The organism is Streptomyces sp. NPDC005141 (assembly GCF_053599975.1).
Genome location: NZ_JBSFYW010000042.1, coordinates 1 through 15227, shown reverse-complemented (window position 1 = coordinate 15227; position 15227 = coordinate 1). Strand labels below are relative to the sequence as shown.

The 15227-nt window shown below is 68.9% G+C and carries 14 protein-coding genes; 8 read left to right on the top strand and 6 right to left on the bottom strand.

What is annotated here, in order from left to right:
• The first annotated feature begins 5 nt into the window (after nucleotides 1–5).
• From ACWD68_RS28070 to ACWD68_RS28055, 4 genes are all read left to right on the top strand, one after another.
• A complete protein-coding gene (locus ACWD68_RS28070; protein ID WP_451809240.1) occupies nucleotides 6–497 on the top strand; it encodes a low molecular weight protein-tyrosine-phosphatase in 492 nt (163 codons plus the stop codon).
• The gene (locus ACWD68_RS28065; protein WP_451809239.1) at nucleotides 494–1693 is read left to right on the top strand and encodes a cystathionine gamma-lyase; all 1200 of its coding nucleotides are present in this window, start codon (nucleotides 494–496) and stop codon (nucleotides 1691–1693) included. Before ACWD68_RS28070 ends, ACWD68_RS28065 begins: the two co-directional genes overlap by 4 nt.
• A 214-nt stretch (nucleotides 1694–1907) precedes the next feature.
• Complete coding sequence (locus ACWD68_RS28060) at nucleotides 1908–2813, top strand: LysR family transcriptional regulator (protein ID WP_451809238.1); 906 nt, start codon at nucleotides 1908–1910, stop codon at nucleotides 2811–2813.
• Between the two features lie 182 nt (nucleotides 2814–2995).
• Nucleotides 2996–3478 (top strand): NUDIX domain-containing protein, encoded by a 483-nt coding sequence (locus ACWD68_RS28055; RefSeq protein ID WP_451809237.1) that lies wholly within the window; start codon nucleotides 2996–2998, stop codon nucleotides 3476–3478.
• 22 nt (nucleotides 3479–3500) lie between these two features.
• Here ACWD68_RS28055 and ACWD68_RS28050 read toward each other — a convergent pair whose 3' ends face one another.
• Together ACWD68_RS28050 and ACWD68_RS28045 are read right to left on the bottom strand one after the other, a co-directional pair.
• The gene (locus ACWD68_RS28050; RefSeq protein WP_451809236.1) at nucleotides 3501–5105 is read right to left on the bottom strand and encodes a globin domain-containing protein; all 1605 of its coding nucleotides are present in this window, start codon (nucleotides 5103–5105) and stop codon (nucleotides 3501–3503) included.
• A gap of 407 nt (nucleotides 5106–5512) precedes the next feature.
• Nucleotides 5513–6145, bottom strand: a complete 633-nt coding sequence (locus ACWD68_RS28045; protein ID WP_451809235.1) for an HAD family hydrolase — start codon at nucleotides 6143–6145, stop codon at nucleotides 5513–5515.
• Nucleotides 6146–6330: 185 nt separating this feature from the next.
• Between ACWD68_RS28045 and ACWD68_RS28040 the strand changes: the two genes are divergently transcribed.
• Nucleotides 6331–7197 (top strand): GNAT family N-acetyltransferase, encoded by an 867-nt coding sequence (locus tag ACWD68_RS28040; RefSeq protein WP_451809234.1) that lies wholly within the window; start codon nucleotides 6331–6333, stop codon nucleotides 7195–7197.
• A 103-nt stretch (nucleotides 7198–7300) separates the two neighbouring features.
• Here ACWD68_RS28040 and ACWD68_RS28035 read toward each other — a convergent pair whose 3' ends face one another.
• Both ACWD68_RS28035 and ACWD68_RS28030 read right to left on the bottom strand, forming a co-directional pair.
• Nucleotides 7301–7723 carry a GlcG/HbpS family heme-binding protein gene (locus ACWD68_RS28035; protein WP_356464960.1) on the bottom strand — a complete coding sequence of 141 codons (423 nt, stop codon included), beginning with the start codon at nucleotides 7721–7723 and terminating at the stop codon, nucleotides 7301–7303.
• Nucleotides 7724–7824: 101 nt separating this feature from the next.
• A complete protein-coding gene (locus ACWD68_RS28030) occupies nucleotides 7825–9033 on the bottom strand; it encodes an MFS transporter (protein WP_451809233.1) in 1209 nt (402 codons plus the stop codon).
• A gap of 142 nt (nucleotides 9034–9175) precedes the next feature.
• Here ACWD68_RS28030 and ACWD68_RS28025 point away from each other — a divergent pair, with 142 nt between their 5' ends.
• Nucleotides 9176–9664 (top strand): MarR family winged helix-turn-helix transcriptional regulator, encoded by a 489-nt coding sequence (locus tag ACWD68_RS28025; RefSeq protein ID WP_451809232.1) that lies wholly within the window; start codon nucleotides 9176–9178, stop codon nucleotides 9662–9664.
• 9 nt (nucleotides 9665–9673) lie between these two features.
• The gene (locus ACWD68_RS28020; protein ID WP_451809231.1) at nucleotides 9674–10126 is read left to right on the top strand and encodes an N-acetyltransferase family protein; all 453 of its coding nucleotides are present in this window, start codon (nucleotides 9674–9676) and stop codon (nucleotides 10124–10126) included.
• A 145-nt stretch (nucleotides 10127–10271) separates the two neighbouring features.
• On the opposite strand, the gene ACWD68_RS28015 is transcribed toward ACWD68_RS28020, so the two are convergent.
• Together ACWD68_RS28015 and dnaB are read right to left on the bottom strand one after the other, a co-directional pair.
• Entirely contained in the window at nucleotides 10272–11657 is a 1386-nt protein-coding gene (locus tag ACWD68_RS28015) for a serine hydrolase domain-containing protein (RefSeq protein ID WP_451809230.1), read from the bottom strand.
• 71 nt (nucleotides 11658–11728) lie between these two features.
• A complete protein-coding gene (gene dnaB / locus ACWD68_RS28010) occupies nucleotides 11729–13204 on the bottom strand; it encodes a replicative DNA helicase (RefSeq protein WP_451809229.1) in 1476 nt (491 codons plus the stop codon).
• 459 nt (nucleotides 13205–13663) lie between these two features.
• On the opposite strand from dnaB, the gene ACWD68_RS28005 reads away from it, so the two are divergent.
• Nucleotides 13664–15001: an MATE family efflux transporter gene (locus ACWD68_RS28005; protein ID WP_451809228.1), complete on the top strand. Its 1338-nt coding sequence runs from the start codon at nucleotides 13664–13666 to the stop codon at nucleotides 14999–15001.
• The last annotated feature ends 226 nt before the right edge of the window (nucleotides 15002–15227 follow it).

Genomic DNA, 15227 nt, shown 5'->3' with positions numbered 1-15227 from the left:
AGCTCATGCCCTATCGCGTCTGCTTCGTCTGCACCGGCAACATCTGCCGCTCGCCGATGGCCGAGTCCGTCTTCCGCGCCCAAGTGACGGAAGCAGGACTCGACGAGTTGGTCGAGGTCGACAGCGCGGGGACGGGCGGCTGGCACGAGGGCGACGGAGCGGACGAGCGCGCCGTCGCCGTGCTGGAGGCGGGCGGCTACGAGAGCGATCACGCGGCCCGGCAGTTCCAGGCCTCGTGGTTCTCCCGTCTCGATCTCGTCATCGCCCTGGACACCGGCCATCTCAAGGCCCTGCGCCGCCTCGCGACCACGGCCGAGGACGCGGCGAAGGTCCGGCTGCTGCGCTCGTACGACCCAACCGCGAACGACGATCTGGAAGTCCCCGATCCGTATTACGGACATATGGACGGCTTCGAGGAATGTCTTGAGATGGTGGAGGCGGCGAGCCCCGGATTGCTCGCCGCGGTACGAGAGCAAGTGGAAGGACGAACGGCATGACGTCAGGGGCTTTCGACACGGCGAGCGGTGAGGGAGCGGGCCCGGCAGGTCGGAGCGAGGACACGCGCGGGACGGTGCGGGGAGACGGCACCCGCGCGGTGCGCGCCGGGCTGCCCGAGCCCGTCAAGTACGAGCCGACCCTTCCCGGCCCGGTCTTCGCCGCGCACTTCCATCTCCCCGGTGAACCCACCGGCCCGTACACCTACGGCCGTGACGAGAACCCGACCTGGACACTCCTGGAACGCGCCATCGGCGAGCTGGAAGCGCCCGGACAGGACTCCGTGGAAACGCTCTCCTTCCCCTCGGGCATGGCCGCCATCTCCGCGGTGCTCTTCTCCCAACTGCGCTCCGGCGACATCGTCGTCCTGCCCGACGACGGCTACCAGGTGCTGCCGCTGGTGCGCGAGCAGCTGACCGCGTACGGCATCGAGGTCCGCACCGCGCCCACCGCCGGCGATGCCCAGCTGGAGGTACTCGACGGCGCGAAGCTGCTGTGGATCGAGACACCGTCCAACCCGGGTCTCGACGTCTGCGACCTGCGACGCCTCGTCGCTGCCGCACACGCGCAGGGCACGCTCGTCGCCGTCGACAACACGCTGGCGACCCCGCTCGGACAGCGCCCGCTGGAGCTGGGTGCCGACTTCTCCGTGGCCAGCGGCACCAAGATGCTCACCGGGCACGGCGACATCCTCCTTGGGTACGTCACCGGGCGGGACGCCGCGCTGATGGCTCCCGTACGACGCTGGCGGAAGGTCGTCGGTGCCATCCCCGGCCCGATGGAGGCCTGGCTGGCTCACCGTTCGCTCGCCACTCTCCAGCTGCGGGCCGACCGGCAGACCGCCAACGCCAGGACGATCGCCGAGGCCCTGCGGGAACGGCCCGAGGTGACGGGGCTGCGCTACCCCGGGCTGCCCGACGACCCGTCGCACAAGATCGCATCGCAGCAGATGCGTCGCTTCGGATGCGTGGTGTCCTTCACTCTGCCCACGCGCGCGCGTGCCGAGCGCTTCCTCGGCGCGCTGCGCCTGGTGGACGACGCCACCAGCTTCGGCGGGGTGCGGTCCACGGCCGAGCGGCGCGGCCGTTGGGGCGGGGATGCGGTCCCGGAAGGCTTCATCCGCTTCTCCGCCGGCGCCGAAGATCCCGAGGACCTGGTGGCAGACGTGCTGCGGGCCCTCGACGCCTCCGCGGAGTAGGGCGGCATGGCAGCGGGATGAGTACCCCGCTACGTACAACGGACGGTCCGAGCCTCCCCCCTCGTGGCTCGGACCGTCCCGGTTCCGCGCGCGAAGAACCGCGCAGACAAGGCTAGTTGACTCTGTGTCAGTGTCCAATCACCGTAGCGACAGAGACCTATCGACTTATTTATAGTTGGGGCTCGCGCGGGGGTGCTGAAAGGGGAGGGGCACCATGGACTTGGCCTTGCTGCGCACTTTTGTGACTGTGCACCGGGCCGGTTCCTTCACTCGTGCTGCCGCGCTGCTCGGACTCTCACAGCCGGCCGTCACCTCGCAGATCCGCACATTGGAGAGGCAACTGGGACGGCCCCTGTTTCTGCGCCAGGCGCGCGGGGTGACCCCTACTACCATCGGCGACGAGCTGGCCCACAAGGCGGCGCCGCACCTCGACGCCCTCGTGGAGATAGCCGAGACCGGTCTCGACGAGGACTCTTCTCTTCGCACCCTGCATCTCGCGGGGCCGCCGGAGTTCACCGCGGAGCGCGCACTGCCCGCTCTCACGGAGCTGACCGGCGACGACGGCCAGGGCTTCGCGCTGCGCGCCTCCTTCGGCAATGCGGAGGAGACGCTGGAGGGACTCGCCGCCGGGCATCATGATCTGGCCATGACGACGGCCCGCCCACGCGGTGCGCTCCTCACCGCGACTCCGCTCTGCGACGAAGAGCACGTCCTGGTCGCCTCTCCGCGCTGGGCCGCCGAAGTCGGCCCCGGCAAACTCCGCCGGAAGGGCGCCCACGCGCTCGAGGACGTCCCCATCGTCGAGGTCCACGAGTCGCTGCCGCTCGTCGCCCGCTACTGGGCCTCGGTCTTCGACTGCCGCCCGGCCGCCTCCGGCACGGTCGTCGTCCCGGATCTGCGGGCGGTCCTCGCCTGTGCCTCCGCGGGCGCCGGGCTCGCTGTCCTACCCAAATACCTCTGTTCCGATGCCATCGAACGCGGAGACGTCGTGGCGCTCCTCGACCCCGCGGTGCCCCCGTTGCGTACGTACTTCCTTGTCGTCCGGACCGGAACGCTCGCGATGCCGCACATCGCCAGGGCGCACGAATGGCTGCTGCGAGCGGCCGCCGACTGGAGCTGAGATCGGCGCCGGCCGGAACCGAGACCAAGGAGCAGTGCCTACCGCTGCGGTCGAAGGCCGACGGTTCGGGCGATGGCCGTCCCCCGACTTCTCGGAGCCTTCAGGACGGGCTCCAGGGCGTTTCACACGGAATCCCGGCCGGGTGATGTTTCACGTGGAACCAGCCGGGCCACATTTCTCCCATGACCGTCCGACCCGTGGTCAAGCGCACCGCCCGCGCCGTTCTGCTCGATGGTGACGACCTGATCTTGATCAAGCGCACCAAGCCCGGCGTCGATCCCTACTGGCTCACACCGGGTGGCGGGGTCGAACCGGAGGACACGACTGTCGTCGAAGCACTCCATCGTGAGGTGCACGAGGAGCTCGGAGCCAAGGTCATCGATGTGGTGCCCTGCTTCGTCGACACCGTCGAGCACATCGGCGACGACGGCGGCGCGACCGGTGTGAAGGTCCAGCACTTCTTCGTCTGCCGGCTGGAGTCCATGGACCCTGCCCTGCGGCACGGCCCCGAGGTGGACGAGCCGTGTGGTGAGTACGAGATCGTCCGCGTCCCGTTCACCCGGGTCGGGATCGCCTCCGTCCACCTCGTACCGCTCTCGCTGAGGCACTATCTCGACGGCAACATCGAGGGCGTACGGGCCATGCACGCACCTGACCTGGGCTGACGCCGGGAGAAGCCGCCGCGGGTCAGCTGCCGGCCGCGACGAGTTCTTCCACCGAGTCGTGGCGGATCCGGTCCGACGGGATGCCTATGTCCCTGAGGGTGTCGACACCGCTGCGGATCATGCCGGGCGGCCCCGAGAGATACGCATCGAACTCGTTCCACGGCCCGTACTCGCGTACGACGTCCGGCAGCTGGAGATGGGCCTGCTGATCGACGACGGGGCGTACCGCGAGCCAGGGGTGGCTCTGCTGGAGCCGCAGCATGGTGTCGATGTCGTAGAGGTCGTGATCGGTGCGAGCCCCGTAGAAGACCTCGACGGGTCGGCGCTCCCCGTGTTCGGCGACGTCCTCGACCAGGGCCTTGATGGGTGCAATGCCGGTGCCGCCGCCCAGACAGAGCAGGCCGCTGTCGGTGGTGTGGTCGACGGTCATGGAGCCGGACGGCGGTCCGAGCCGGATGACATCGCCGGGCCGGGCGCGGTGCACCAGCGCGTTGGAGACCCAGCCCGCCGGAACCGCCTTGACATGGAACGTCAACAGCCCGTCCGAGCGGGGCGCCGAGGCAAAGGAGTAGTGCCGCCAGATCCGTGGCCACCACGGTGTTTCAAGGCTTGTGTACTGCCCGGCCAGGAACGGGTACGGCTGGTCGGGCCGGACCGTGACGACAGCGACGTCCGGCGTCCTCAGGTCGTGGGACACCACTTCGGCGTACCACCAGGCCGGAGCACGCAGCTCGTCGGCGGCAGCCGCGTCGATCATGACCTGGGAGATGGTCGTGTACGTGCGCACCCAGGCCGCCTCCGTCTCGGCGTCCCAGATCGCCGAGGCGTACCGGCTGAGCGAGCCGATGAGGCACTCACCGACGGCCGGGTAGTGCTCCGGCCGGGTGCCGTACTTGCGGTGTCCCCGGCCGAGGTTCTGCAGATACGCGACAAGGACCTCGGTGTTGTCGATGTGTTCCGCGGCGGTCAGCAGCGCCTTGAGCAACCGGTCCCGCTGGGTGTCCATCGCGGCGGGAAACAGAGAGCGCAGCTCCGGGTGGCGCACGAAGAGCAGCGCGTAGAAGTAGGAGGTGACCTTGTCGGCGATGTCACCGACCTCGGCCATTGTCCGGCGGATCAGCACGGCGTCGGGAGAGGCCTTGGGGCCGGAGTCCGGCGGCCGGCCCGTCACAAGCGGCTCAGGGCGGGCCTCGGGCCCCGGAGAGCCGTGGTGGGGCGGCGGGGGCCTGTACTGGGGCGCGGAGGCCTGTGAGGGCCGCGGAGAGCCGAACTCCGCCGGCCCGGGGCCCGACTGCGGTCGCACGGCTTCGTGGGCGGGCTCCGGCTCGAAGTGCCGAGAGGCCTTGGGCGCTTCGGCGACCGGGGATATTCGTTCCTGCTGGGGTGTTCCCTGCCCGGGGGCCGCTTGCTCGGGGACGGTTTGCCCGGGTTCCCCCTGCGTTGCTGCGGACCGGCCCACCGGGCGCAACGCGGCCAGTCGACGGCCGTCCGATGGTCCCTGGTCACCGCTGGGAGTCGGCGGCTCCTTGTGCGGCGTGAACCAGCCGCCCCCGCCGTTTCCGCCTGAAGTGCCGTTGTCGGCCGACGTGGTGGTCGGAGCGTCCATGGTCTGCCTCGCCTCGAGCATCTTTCGGTCGGTCTGCGCACCTCCGTGGTCGGAGGATGCCTGCGTTCCCCCGCAGACGGCTTGCTCTCTTTCCCGGTTCAGTCCCGTCGGCCCAATGCGGCCGCATTGAAGCCGGATTCCCGCCCCGTACGGACAAGTAAGGCGAGAATGTGACATTGGCCGCAGCGCTCTCGCCGAGCATCCCACTCCGGGTCAACGCCCGGCCTCATAACGGAAAACGTGGGTCTTCGATCTCTCCGTCCCGTTACGCTGCTTTGGCCTGCGTTGCCGGTAGCCCGCGTCGGCGGGACGAGTACACATCTCGGCGGGCGGGAACCGGAGTCGACCATACCGGCAGTAGCTCTCGGCACAAGTACCCTCTTCTCTCAGGGCGAATGAGGGCGGCACTGACCTGCCGATTTCCTCAATTACCTTGCTGTGCACACCAATTCATAGGCAGCCCACAGGTCCCGTCCCACGTAGGAGTGTGTGGCCAGGCCGCACAGATGCCGGTCCGCATTGACCGCGACGGACACCGGCACAGCACCGAAAAGGTCCTTGTCCGAGAGGGAGTCGCCATAAGCGACACAGTCGGCCCGACCCACCCCGAACTCTTCACAGAGCCGGTCCGCGATCTGCACCTTTGCCGCGGCACTGAGTACGCCCGCCGGGTCCATCGGCTCCGCGAACGGCACGGTGGGAAAGCGCGAGCCATGGGCCGCGTGCGCTCCCCACGACATCAGACGCTCCACAAAGAACGAGGGCGACAACGAAACAACGGCGCAGTAGTCACCGCTTTCCCGGATCTCCCTCCAGACGTCTTCGATGCCGGACATCCATGGCGCTCCGTCGAAAGCCGCCGTCACATGCGCCTCGGTGAGTTCCGCCCACAGGGCGTGCACCCCCGTCGCGTACTCGGGAGGCCCTATGAGCCCCGCGGAAATGGCCTTCTCGAGCGCCATGGTCTCCGCTTCCAGCCCGAGCTGCCGGGAGATCTCCAACGGTGCGGTGCTGCCGTGGAGCAACGTCCCGTCGAGGTCGAAGAGATGAAGTCTCGCCATGTCCGCCGAGGGTACTGGGGCAGGCGACGTTCAGAGGTCGAGGTTTCACGTGAAACAGCTGTCCGTTGCTGTCCGCTCGCTTGCTGTCCGCTCACTGTGGGGCAGCGCAGAGCATGGCCAAAAGAGAGTAGGGCTGCCTCGAAAGCGGTGGACGGCAGCGGCCCATGTCAGACAGCCTGACGTGCGTGTCGACACCTTCCCTCACCGCACTGCCCGTTCGTCGTCTGACGCCTCGCGACCTCGCCGCCTGCGCCGACTTGTCCGAAGACCGGGGCTGGCCCCGTGAGGAACACAAGTGGGGCCTGCTGCTCGCCGCAGGGGTCGGATACGGCATCGACGACCCCGCCGGCGGTCTCGTCACCGCCTGCGTGGTGACCGAATACGGACCCCGCGACCGCCCCGAGCTGGGTGCTATCGGCATGGTTCTCGTCGCCGAACGGCATTCCCGCCAGGGTGTCGGCCGTCATCTGATGCGACACGTCGTCGAGGACATGGGCAGCATCCCGCTGACCCTGCACGCGACCGTGTACGGGCGCCCGCTCTACGAGGAGTTGGGATTCAAGGTCACCGGCCGGGCCGAGATGTTCCGTGGGGTGTTCAGTGCTGGTGGCCCTGAGCCCGAGGTCTTCACCCGCCCTGCCACGGCGGAGGACCTCGCCACCGTCCTCCGACTGGACGAAGAGGTCTTCGGCGCCGACCGCACCCACATGATCACGCGGTTGCCCGCCTTCTCGGACCAGCTGCGCGTGGCCGAGGAGAACGGCCGGATCATCGGCTACGCCGCCGCCTGGCCCAACATGACCGACCATGTCGTCGGCCCGCTGATCGCCCGGGACACGGAGACGGCGAAGGCACTCGTCTCCTCGCTCGCCGCCCACTCCCGCCGCCCGTTGCGCACCGACATCGACGTGCGGCACGAAGAGCTGCTGGCCTGGCTGAAGGAGCGCGGGCTTGCCTCCGTCGCCTTCAACTCGGTCATGACGTACGGGATCCCGGAACTGCCCGGCGACTGGACTCGCCGCTTCGCGCCGCTGACGGTCGCCGCCGCCTAGACCTCCGCCATGCCGACAGACGAAGCGCCGGTCCCCCGGACACGGTGGGAGACCGGCGCTTGCGGGCTGTCCTACGTCGGACGGGTGCGGTGGCTGCCGAGCGTCAGACGAGCGAGGCTACGGCGGTGACGGCGAAGCCGTGGTCCTGGTCGGGCATGCCGCCACCGATCCCGATCGCACCGATCAGACGGCCGTCGCGGTGGACCGGCACGCCGCCCGCGATGAACAGCAGGGGGCGGTCGAGCGCGGTGGGCAGGGTGTGGAAGAGACCACCGGGCTGCACCGCGTCGACGAGATCGGCGGTTGCCGCGTTCAACTGGAGTGCCGTGTAGGCCTTGCGCGTGCTGGTCTCTCCCGAGATCAGCACAGCCTGGTCGTCGCGCCGGAAAGCGAGGAGGTGGCCGCCCGCGTCGAGGACGGTGGCGCTGATCCGAACGCCGGCGGCTTCGGCGGCGCGACGGGCCGCGGTGACGAGAACCTCGGCGTCCTCGATCGTCAGGGGGGCAACGGCGGTGGTGGTGCTCATCAGGGGTTTCTCCTTGTGGGGGCGTGCTGTTTCGAGTAGAGGACGTGCCGGGTCGAGACGATGCGGGGACGGCCCTGGCCCCGCGCCGGGCCCGGTTCCGGTCAGTGGTGGACGGCGGTCCGCGGCTCGGCCGGGGTGCCACCGGCGACCACGGAGCCGGGCAGAGCCGTGCGGCGCTCCAGAGCGGCCGAGAGGACGGCCAGAACGAGCGCGCTCGCGGCGAGAACCGCACCGACCCAGTTGGGGGCGGTGTAGCCGAGACCCGCCGCGATGACGATGCCGCCGAGCCAGGCCGAGAGGGCGTTGCCGAGGTTGAAGGCGCCGATGTTCACGGCCGAGGCCAGGGTGGGCGCGCCGTGCGCCTGGTCGAGAACGCGCTTCTGCAGCGGAGGCACGGTCGCGAAGCCGAGAGCGCCGATCAGGGCGATCGTGACGGCCGCCAGGATCTTGTTGTGCGCGGTGACGGTGAAGAGGGCGAGCACGACGGCGAGGCCGCCCAGAGACACGTACAGCATCGGCATCAGCGCGCGGTCGGCGAACTTGCCGCCGACCAGGTTCCCGCCGACCATGCCCAGGCCGAAGAGAACCAGCAGCCAGGTGACCGATCCGTCGGCGAAGCCCGCGACGTGCGTCATCATCGGCGCGATGTAGGTGATGGCCGCGAAGACACCGCCGAAACCGAGCACCGTCATCGCCATCGCGAGCAGGACCTGGACGTTCTTGAAGGCGGCGAGTTCGTGGCGCAGGTGCACACCCTCGGGCTTCGGCATCTCCGGCACCAGCTTGGCGATGCCCAGCAGCCCGATGACACCGAGCGCGGCGACACCCGCGAAGGTGACGCGCCAGCCTGCGGACTGTCCGATCAGCGTGCCCAGCGGGACGCCGACGACATTGGCGATCGTGAGCCCGCTGAACATCATCGCGATGGCGCCGGCCTTCTTCTCGGGCGCGACGAGTTCGGCGGCGGCCACCGACCCGATGCCGAAGAAGGCACCGTGGGCGAGGGAGGCGACCACCCTGCCCACGAACATCAGCCAGAAGGCCGGGGCCACGGCGGATATCAGATTGCCGAGGACGAACAGACCCATCAGCACCATGAGCATCCGCTTGCGGGAGACCTTCGTGCCGAGCGCGGTCATGATCGGCGCGCCGATCACCACGCCGAGGGCATAGCCGGTCACCAGCAGTCCGGCAGTGGGGATGGAGACGCCGAAGTCTCCGGCGACCTCGGGCAGGACGCCCATGATCACGAACTCCGTCGTTCCGATTCCGAAGGCCCCGATCGCGAGGGCCAGAAGCGCGAGAGGCATGGTGGAGGTACACCTTCCAGAAGATTGCATGGGCGCTTTGCCTGCGCTCACAATAGTTGCAGACGCGGGTTATATGCAACAGTGGGCTATTGCGCCCGTGCTCTATCCTGGGTTTCAGCCGCTCCGGGACGGAGGAAATGCCATGACAGCCACGGACCCCGCGCTCACCGCCCTCGCTCAGGGATGGTGCGCACTCTCCCTGCTGCACGGGAGGATCGAGGCCCACATCGAGCGGGCCCTGCAGGCAAGGCACGGGCTCAGCGTGCGCGAGTACTCCCTGCTCGACGTGCTCAGCCGGCAGCACGACGGCGACGGCGGCCATCTCCAGATGAAGCAGGTCGCGGACGCGGTCGTCCTCAGCCAGAGCGCCACCACACGGCTGGTCACCCGCCTTGAGGACCGAGGGCTGCTCGCCCGCTATCTCTGCCCGACCGACCGCCGCGGCATCTACACGAACGTCAGCGAGGCCGGCCTGGAGCTCCTCGCCGAGGCGCGGCCCACCAATGACGCCGCCCTGCGCGAGGCTCTCGACGAAGCGGCCGAGAACCCTGAGCTGGCCCCCCTGGTCCGGGTCGTGGAGTCGGCGAGCGTGCCCGTGCAGCCCATGCCCGCGGTAGGCGTGCCCTCGTAAGGTGCGCTCATGGCAGATCTTGAGATACGAGCCGCGGTCGCAGAGGACGTGCCCGCCATTGTCGCGATGCTCGCCGACGACCCCCTGGGTGCCCAACGGGAATCGCCCGACGATCTGACCCCGTATGTGGGCGCCCTGGAGCGCCTGAGCAAGGACCCGAACCAGCACCTGGTCGTCGCCGTACGCGAGAACCGCGTTGTCGGCACCCTGCAGCTCACCGTGATTCCCGGGCTGTCCCGCAAGGGGGCGACGCGCTCCATCATCGAGGCCGTACGCATTCACGCCGACGAACGTGGCAGCGGTCTCGGGACGGAGCTCATCGAGTGGGCGATCGAGGAGTCCCGCCGCCAGGGCTGCCACTTGGTCCAGCTGACCTCCGACGCCTCCCGCACCGACGCACATCGCTTCTACGAGCGGCTCGGCTTCGAGGCATCACACGTCGGCTTCAAACTCCCGCTCTGATGCAGGCCGCTGACCGCCCGGCTCCCGGCCGTACCTGTCGTCCGCGACGCACCTCAGCGACGTTCAGGGGGCGGTCTTCTCCGTCTGCCCGGCCGGAGGCACGCGTGTTTCACGTGAAACACGCCGCCTCCGGCTCCGGTGACGCCTACTGAATGCCTCGCCAGCCCTCAGGGTCCACGCCACCGGGCACAGGAGCCTCCTCGGCGTACGGCTGGCGCGTAAACACGAACGACCCGAGGTCCAGATGACTCACCGAGCCGTCAGGCCGCAGTACGGGCCGCAGAAGCTCGCCCGCGTAGTAGCCGTCGAGCCCCGTCCACGTCCCGTCCCCGTTCGCCGTGAAGCGTGCACCCCGACCGACACCCGAGAGCGGGCCCAGAACGAGCCCTCCACCGGCCGGCAGCCGCAGCCCGAAGGCTTGAGTCCCCCAGTACCACTGACCCGCCAACTCCAAGACACCATGGTCGACTTCGGTCATCGGACGCCAGGGTTCGGGAATCCGCGGCTCCGCCTCCGCGACGATCCTCACCAGATCGGCGGCGACGGTGAACACGGGCGGACCTGAGGTGCAGTTGGACAGCACCACCGCCGCCACGTCGTCCTCCACGCTGATCACCAATCCGGCGACGAAGCCCGGCAGGGAGCCCCCATGTCCTACGAGGGTTCGGCCGTCACGGTGCACGATCTGCAGGGCGAGCCCGTAGGACGACCCCGCAGCCAGCTCCGCGGTCTCGGGCGGCGCGGCGGGCGCACGCATCTCCCTCACGGACTCCGCGCTCAGCACTCGGTCGTCGCCCTGGGTGAGGAAGACGGCGAAGCGGGCCAAGTCCCCTGTGGTGGACCACAGCTGCCCGGCCGGAGCCATCCGCCCCAGGTCCTCCGAGGGCTCGGGCATCATCGCGTCCGCCCAGGGGTGGACCGCCCATCCCCCCGCGTGCGGCGCCTGCGGGCGACCACTCGTACGGTGCAGCCCGAGCGGTTCCAGAACCTCGCGGCGCAGCACTTCTTCCCAGGGGGCACCGCGTAGCTCCTCGACCAGCGCTCCGAGCAGCGTGTAGCCGGGGTTCGAGTAATGGTGCCGACGGCCGACCGGATGCCGGAACGGCTGCTCACCCAGTACGTCGGACAGTTCGGGACGGAGCGAGCCTGGTGTGCGCTCCCACCATGGCGCGGGCGACTCGGCGGCCAATCCGCCGGTGTGCGCGAGCAGTTGGGAGATGGTGACCTCCCCCGCACCGGTGCCGGGCACATGCTTCTCCAGCGGGTCACCGAGGTCCAGGACGCCTTCGTCACGCAGCCGCAGTACGAGAACGGCGGTGAAGGTCTTGGTGATGGAGCCGATCCGGTACTGCACGTTCTCGTCCGGCCCGTGACCGTCCACCGAGGTCCGCGCCCCGTTCCACACCGCCTTCCCGCCCCGGACCACCGTCGCGACGAGTGACGGCGCCCGCCCCTCGCTCTGCGCGACGGCAATACGGTGCAGCAGGGCTCGGCGCGTGCCGGGAAGGAGATCATCGTGGGGTGTCGTCATGACACCAGTCCACCCGTCCCACCACCGAACGTCGAGCGGATTAACCCGAAGCGGCCCCGCAGGGCGCCGGATCAGGTCTGTGCCATGTCCACGAAGCGTGAGTAGTGCCCCTGGAAGGCCACAGTGATCGTGGCCGTCGGGCCGTTACGGTGCTTGCCGACGATGATGTCGGCCTCGCCGGCACGCGGGGACTCCTTCTCGTAGGCGTCCTCGCGGTGGAGCAGGATGACCATGTCCGCGTCCTGCTCGATCGAGCCGGACTCACGCAGGTCGGAGACCATGGGCTTCTTGTCCGTGCGCTGCTCGGGGCCACGGTTGAGCTGCGACAGCGCGATCACCGGCAGTTCCAGCTCCTTGGCCAGCAGCTTCAGGTTTCGCGACATGTCGGAGACCTCCTGCTGGCGGCTCTCGGAGCGCTTGCCGCCCGACTGCATCAGCTGGAGGTAGTCGATGACCACGAGCTTCAGGTCACTGCGCTGCTTCAGGCGGCGGCACTTGGCACGGATCTCCATCATCGACAGGTTCGGGGAGTCGTCGATGTAGAGGGGCGCGGCCGAGACGTCCGGCATACGGCGGGCGAGCCGGGTCCAGTCCTCGTCGGTCATGGTGCCGGACCGCATGTGGTGCAGGGCCACGCGCGCCTCGGCCGACAGCAGGCGCATGGCGATCTCGTTGCGGCCCATTTCGAGCGAGAAGATCACGCTGGGCATGTTGTGCTTGATCGAGCAGGCTCGGGCGAAGTCCAGGGCCAGGGTCGACTTACCCATGGCGGGACGAGCCGCGATGATGATCATCTGGCCGGGATGCAGACCGTTGGTGAGCGAGTCGAGGTCGGTGAAGCCGGTCGGTACGCCGGTCATCTCCCCCGAACGCGATCCGATGGCCTCGATCTCGTCGAGCGCGCCCTCCATGATGTCGCCGAGCGGAAGATAGTCCTCGGTGGTGCGCTGCTCGGTGACCGCGTAGATCTCCGCCTGGGCGCTGTTGACGATCTCATCGACGTCGCCGTCGGCCGCGTATCCCATCTGCGTGATGCGCGTGCCCGCTTCGACCAGGCGGCGCAGGACCGCGCGCTCGTGCACGATCTCCGCGTAGTACTCGGCGTTCGCCGCGGTCGGGACTGTCTGCACAAGCGTGTGCAGATAGGGCGCGCCACCGACCTTGGTGATCTCTCCCCGCTTGGTGAGCTCGGCCGCGACCGTGATGGGGTCGGCCGGCTCGCCCTTCGCGTACAGGTCGAGGATCGCTCCGTAGATCGTCTCGTGCGCCGGCCGGTAGAAGTCGTGGCCCTTGAGCACCTCGACGACGTCGGCAATGGCGTCCTTCGACAGAAGCATGCCGCCGAGGACGGACTGCTCGGCATCGAGGTCCTGGGGCGGTACCCGTTCGAAGGACGAGCCGCCGCTTTCCCATGAGCCGGTGTCCCGGTCACGGTCGTGCTGCTCGTCGCGGCCGCGGCCGCCACTCCCACGTCGGCGGGACGAGGGCAGACGATCACTGGGCCCACTGTCCGCCCAGGGGTCGTCCAAGGGCTCGGAAATAGTCACCGAGCCACCTCCTCCCGTCCGCAGAGCGGACCTAGCAGTGCCCTTAATTTCTACGGCACGGCACTGACAACTGAGCTGCCCAACTCCGGTTCTCACGCGTCGGTTTTGCGTGGTTTCCGAGGACGGAGGAGAGAACGGGCGCCGCACCACGTTAGGCCCGCGGGCACCGTCAGCCAATCTGGTTATCCACAGGCCATGTGGACGACGGCCCCGATGCTGTGGAGAACTCCACAAAACCTGTGCACGACCCGGTGGACAGCCCTGTGAACAAGCCCTCACCTCTTCTGGTCAATCCGCCCTGACCTGGCATTTTCCCATCCACCGGCTGTGCAGAAGAAAAACTTCCACACTCGAATCAAGATCGCTGCAAACGGCGTGCCGCGACACGCCCCACCCAACAGAGAGTAAGGGTCCTTCGCGCATTGCATCTCTTACCTGTGGAAGATTAGATTGGTGCTCATGACACAGGCTCCCGCGGCGCCCAGGGCCGCCCGACGCCGGCACGACCGAGAGATCGTCGCGCTGGCCGTTCCGGCCTTCGGCGCACTCGTCGCCGAGCCTCTTTTTGTGATGGCCGACAGCGCCATCGTCGGTCATCTCGGTACGGCTCAGCTGGCCGGGCTCGGCATCGCTTCGGCCCTCCTCATGACAGCTGTCGGAGTCTTCGTCTTCCTCGCCTATGCCACTACGGCCGCAGTCGCCCGCCGAGTCGGCGCCGGCGACCTGCGCGCCGCGATCCGCCAGGGCATGGACGGCATCTGGCTCGCTCTACTCATCGGCGCGGCCGTCATCGCCGTCGCCCTGCCCACGGCCCCCTCCCTCATGGAGTTGTTCGGCGCATCCGACACCGCGGCCCCGTACGCGACGACCTATCTGCGGATCTCGGCATTCGGCATTCCCGCCATGCTCGTCGTCCTGGCCGCCACCGGAGTGCTGCGTGGACTCCAGGACACGAAGACCCCGCTGTACGTCGCCGTCGGAGGCTTCGTCGCCAATGCGGTTCTCAACGTCGTCCTTGTCTACGGCGCCGATCTCGGGATCGCCGGCTCCGCCTGGGGCACCGTCATCGCTCAGTGGAGCATGGCCGCCGTCTACCTGAACGTCGTCATCCGCGGAGCTCGGAACCACGGCGCCTCCCTGCGGCCGGATGCCACCGGGATACGAGCTTGTGCCCAGACCGGAGCTCCACTGCTCGTCCGTACGCTGTCGCTCCGCGCGATCCTTCTGATCGCCACGGCCGTCGCCGCCCGGCTCGGGGATGCCGATATGGCGGCCCACCAGATCATCCTGTCGCTGTGGAGCCTGCTCGCCTTCGCGCTCGACGCCATCGCCATCGCGGGACAGGCCATCATCGGGCGCTATCTCGGCGCGGACGACGCCCAGGGTGCCCGTGAGGCATGCCGCCGCATGGTGCAGTGGGGTGTCGTCACCGGAGTCGTGCTCGGTCTGCTGGTCCTGGCGGCTCGTCCCCTGTTCCTTCCGCTGTTCAGCAGCGACTCTGGCGTGCGGGACGCGGCGCTGCCCGCTCTGGTGTTGGTGGCCGTCTCCCAGCCGATCTGTGGGATCGTCTTCGTCCTGGACGGCGTCCTGATGGGTGCGGGAGACGGGCCCTACCTGGCCTGGGCCATGCTGCTCACGTTGGCGGTCTTCACCCCCGTCGCCCTGCTCGTTCCCCTTCTCGGTGGCGGACTGACCGCGCTCTGGGGGGCGATGACGCTGATGATGACGATGCGGATGCTGACCTTGTGGCTGCGCTCTCGCTCGGGCCGCTGGATCGTCACGGGCGCGACGCGCTGACGTAGGCCGACCGTTTCACGTGAAACGAGGGTTTCACGTGAAACGACGAGCCCGGGCATCCATGGAGAACGCGCGAGGACGCGCTCGTGGGACGCAGAAGGGGCGCCCCCCCCCGGGGGGGGGCCCGCCCCGCGGGGGGCGGGCACCTGCGCCGGGGCAAAACGGGTGAGGGGGGCGGGGGCGCCCCCTGCCGGGGGCGGGGGCGGGTCGCCCCCCCACACCGCCG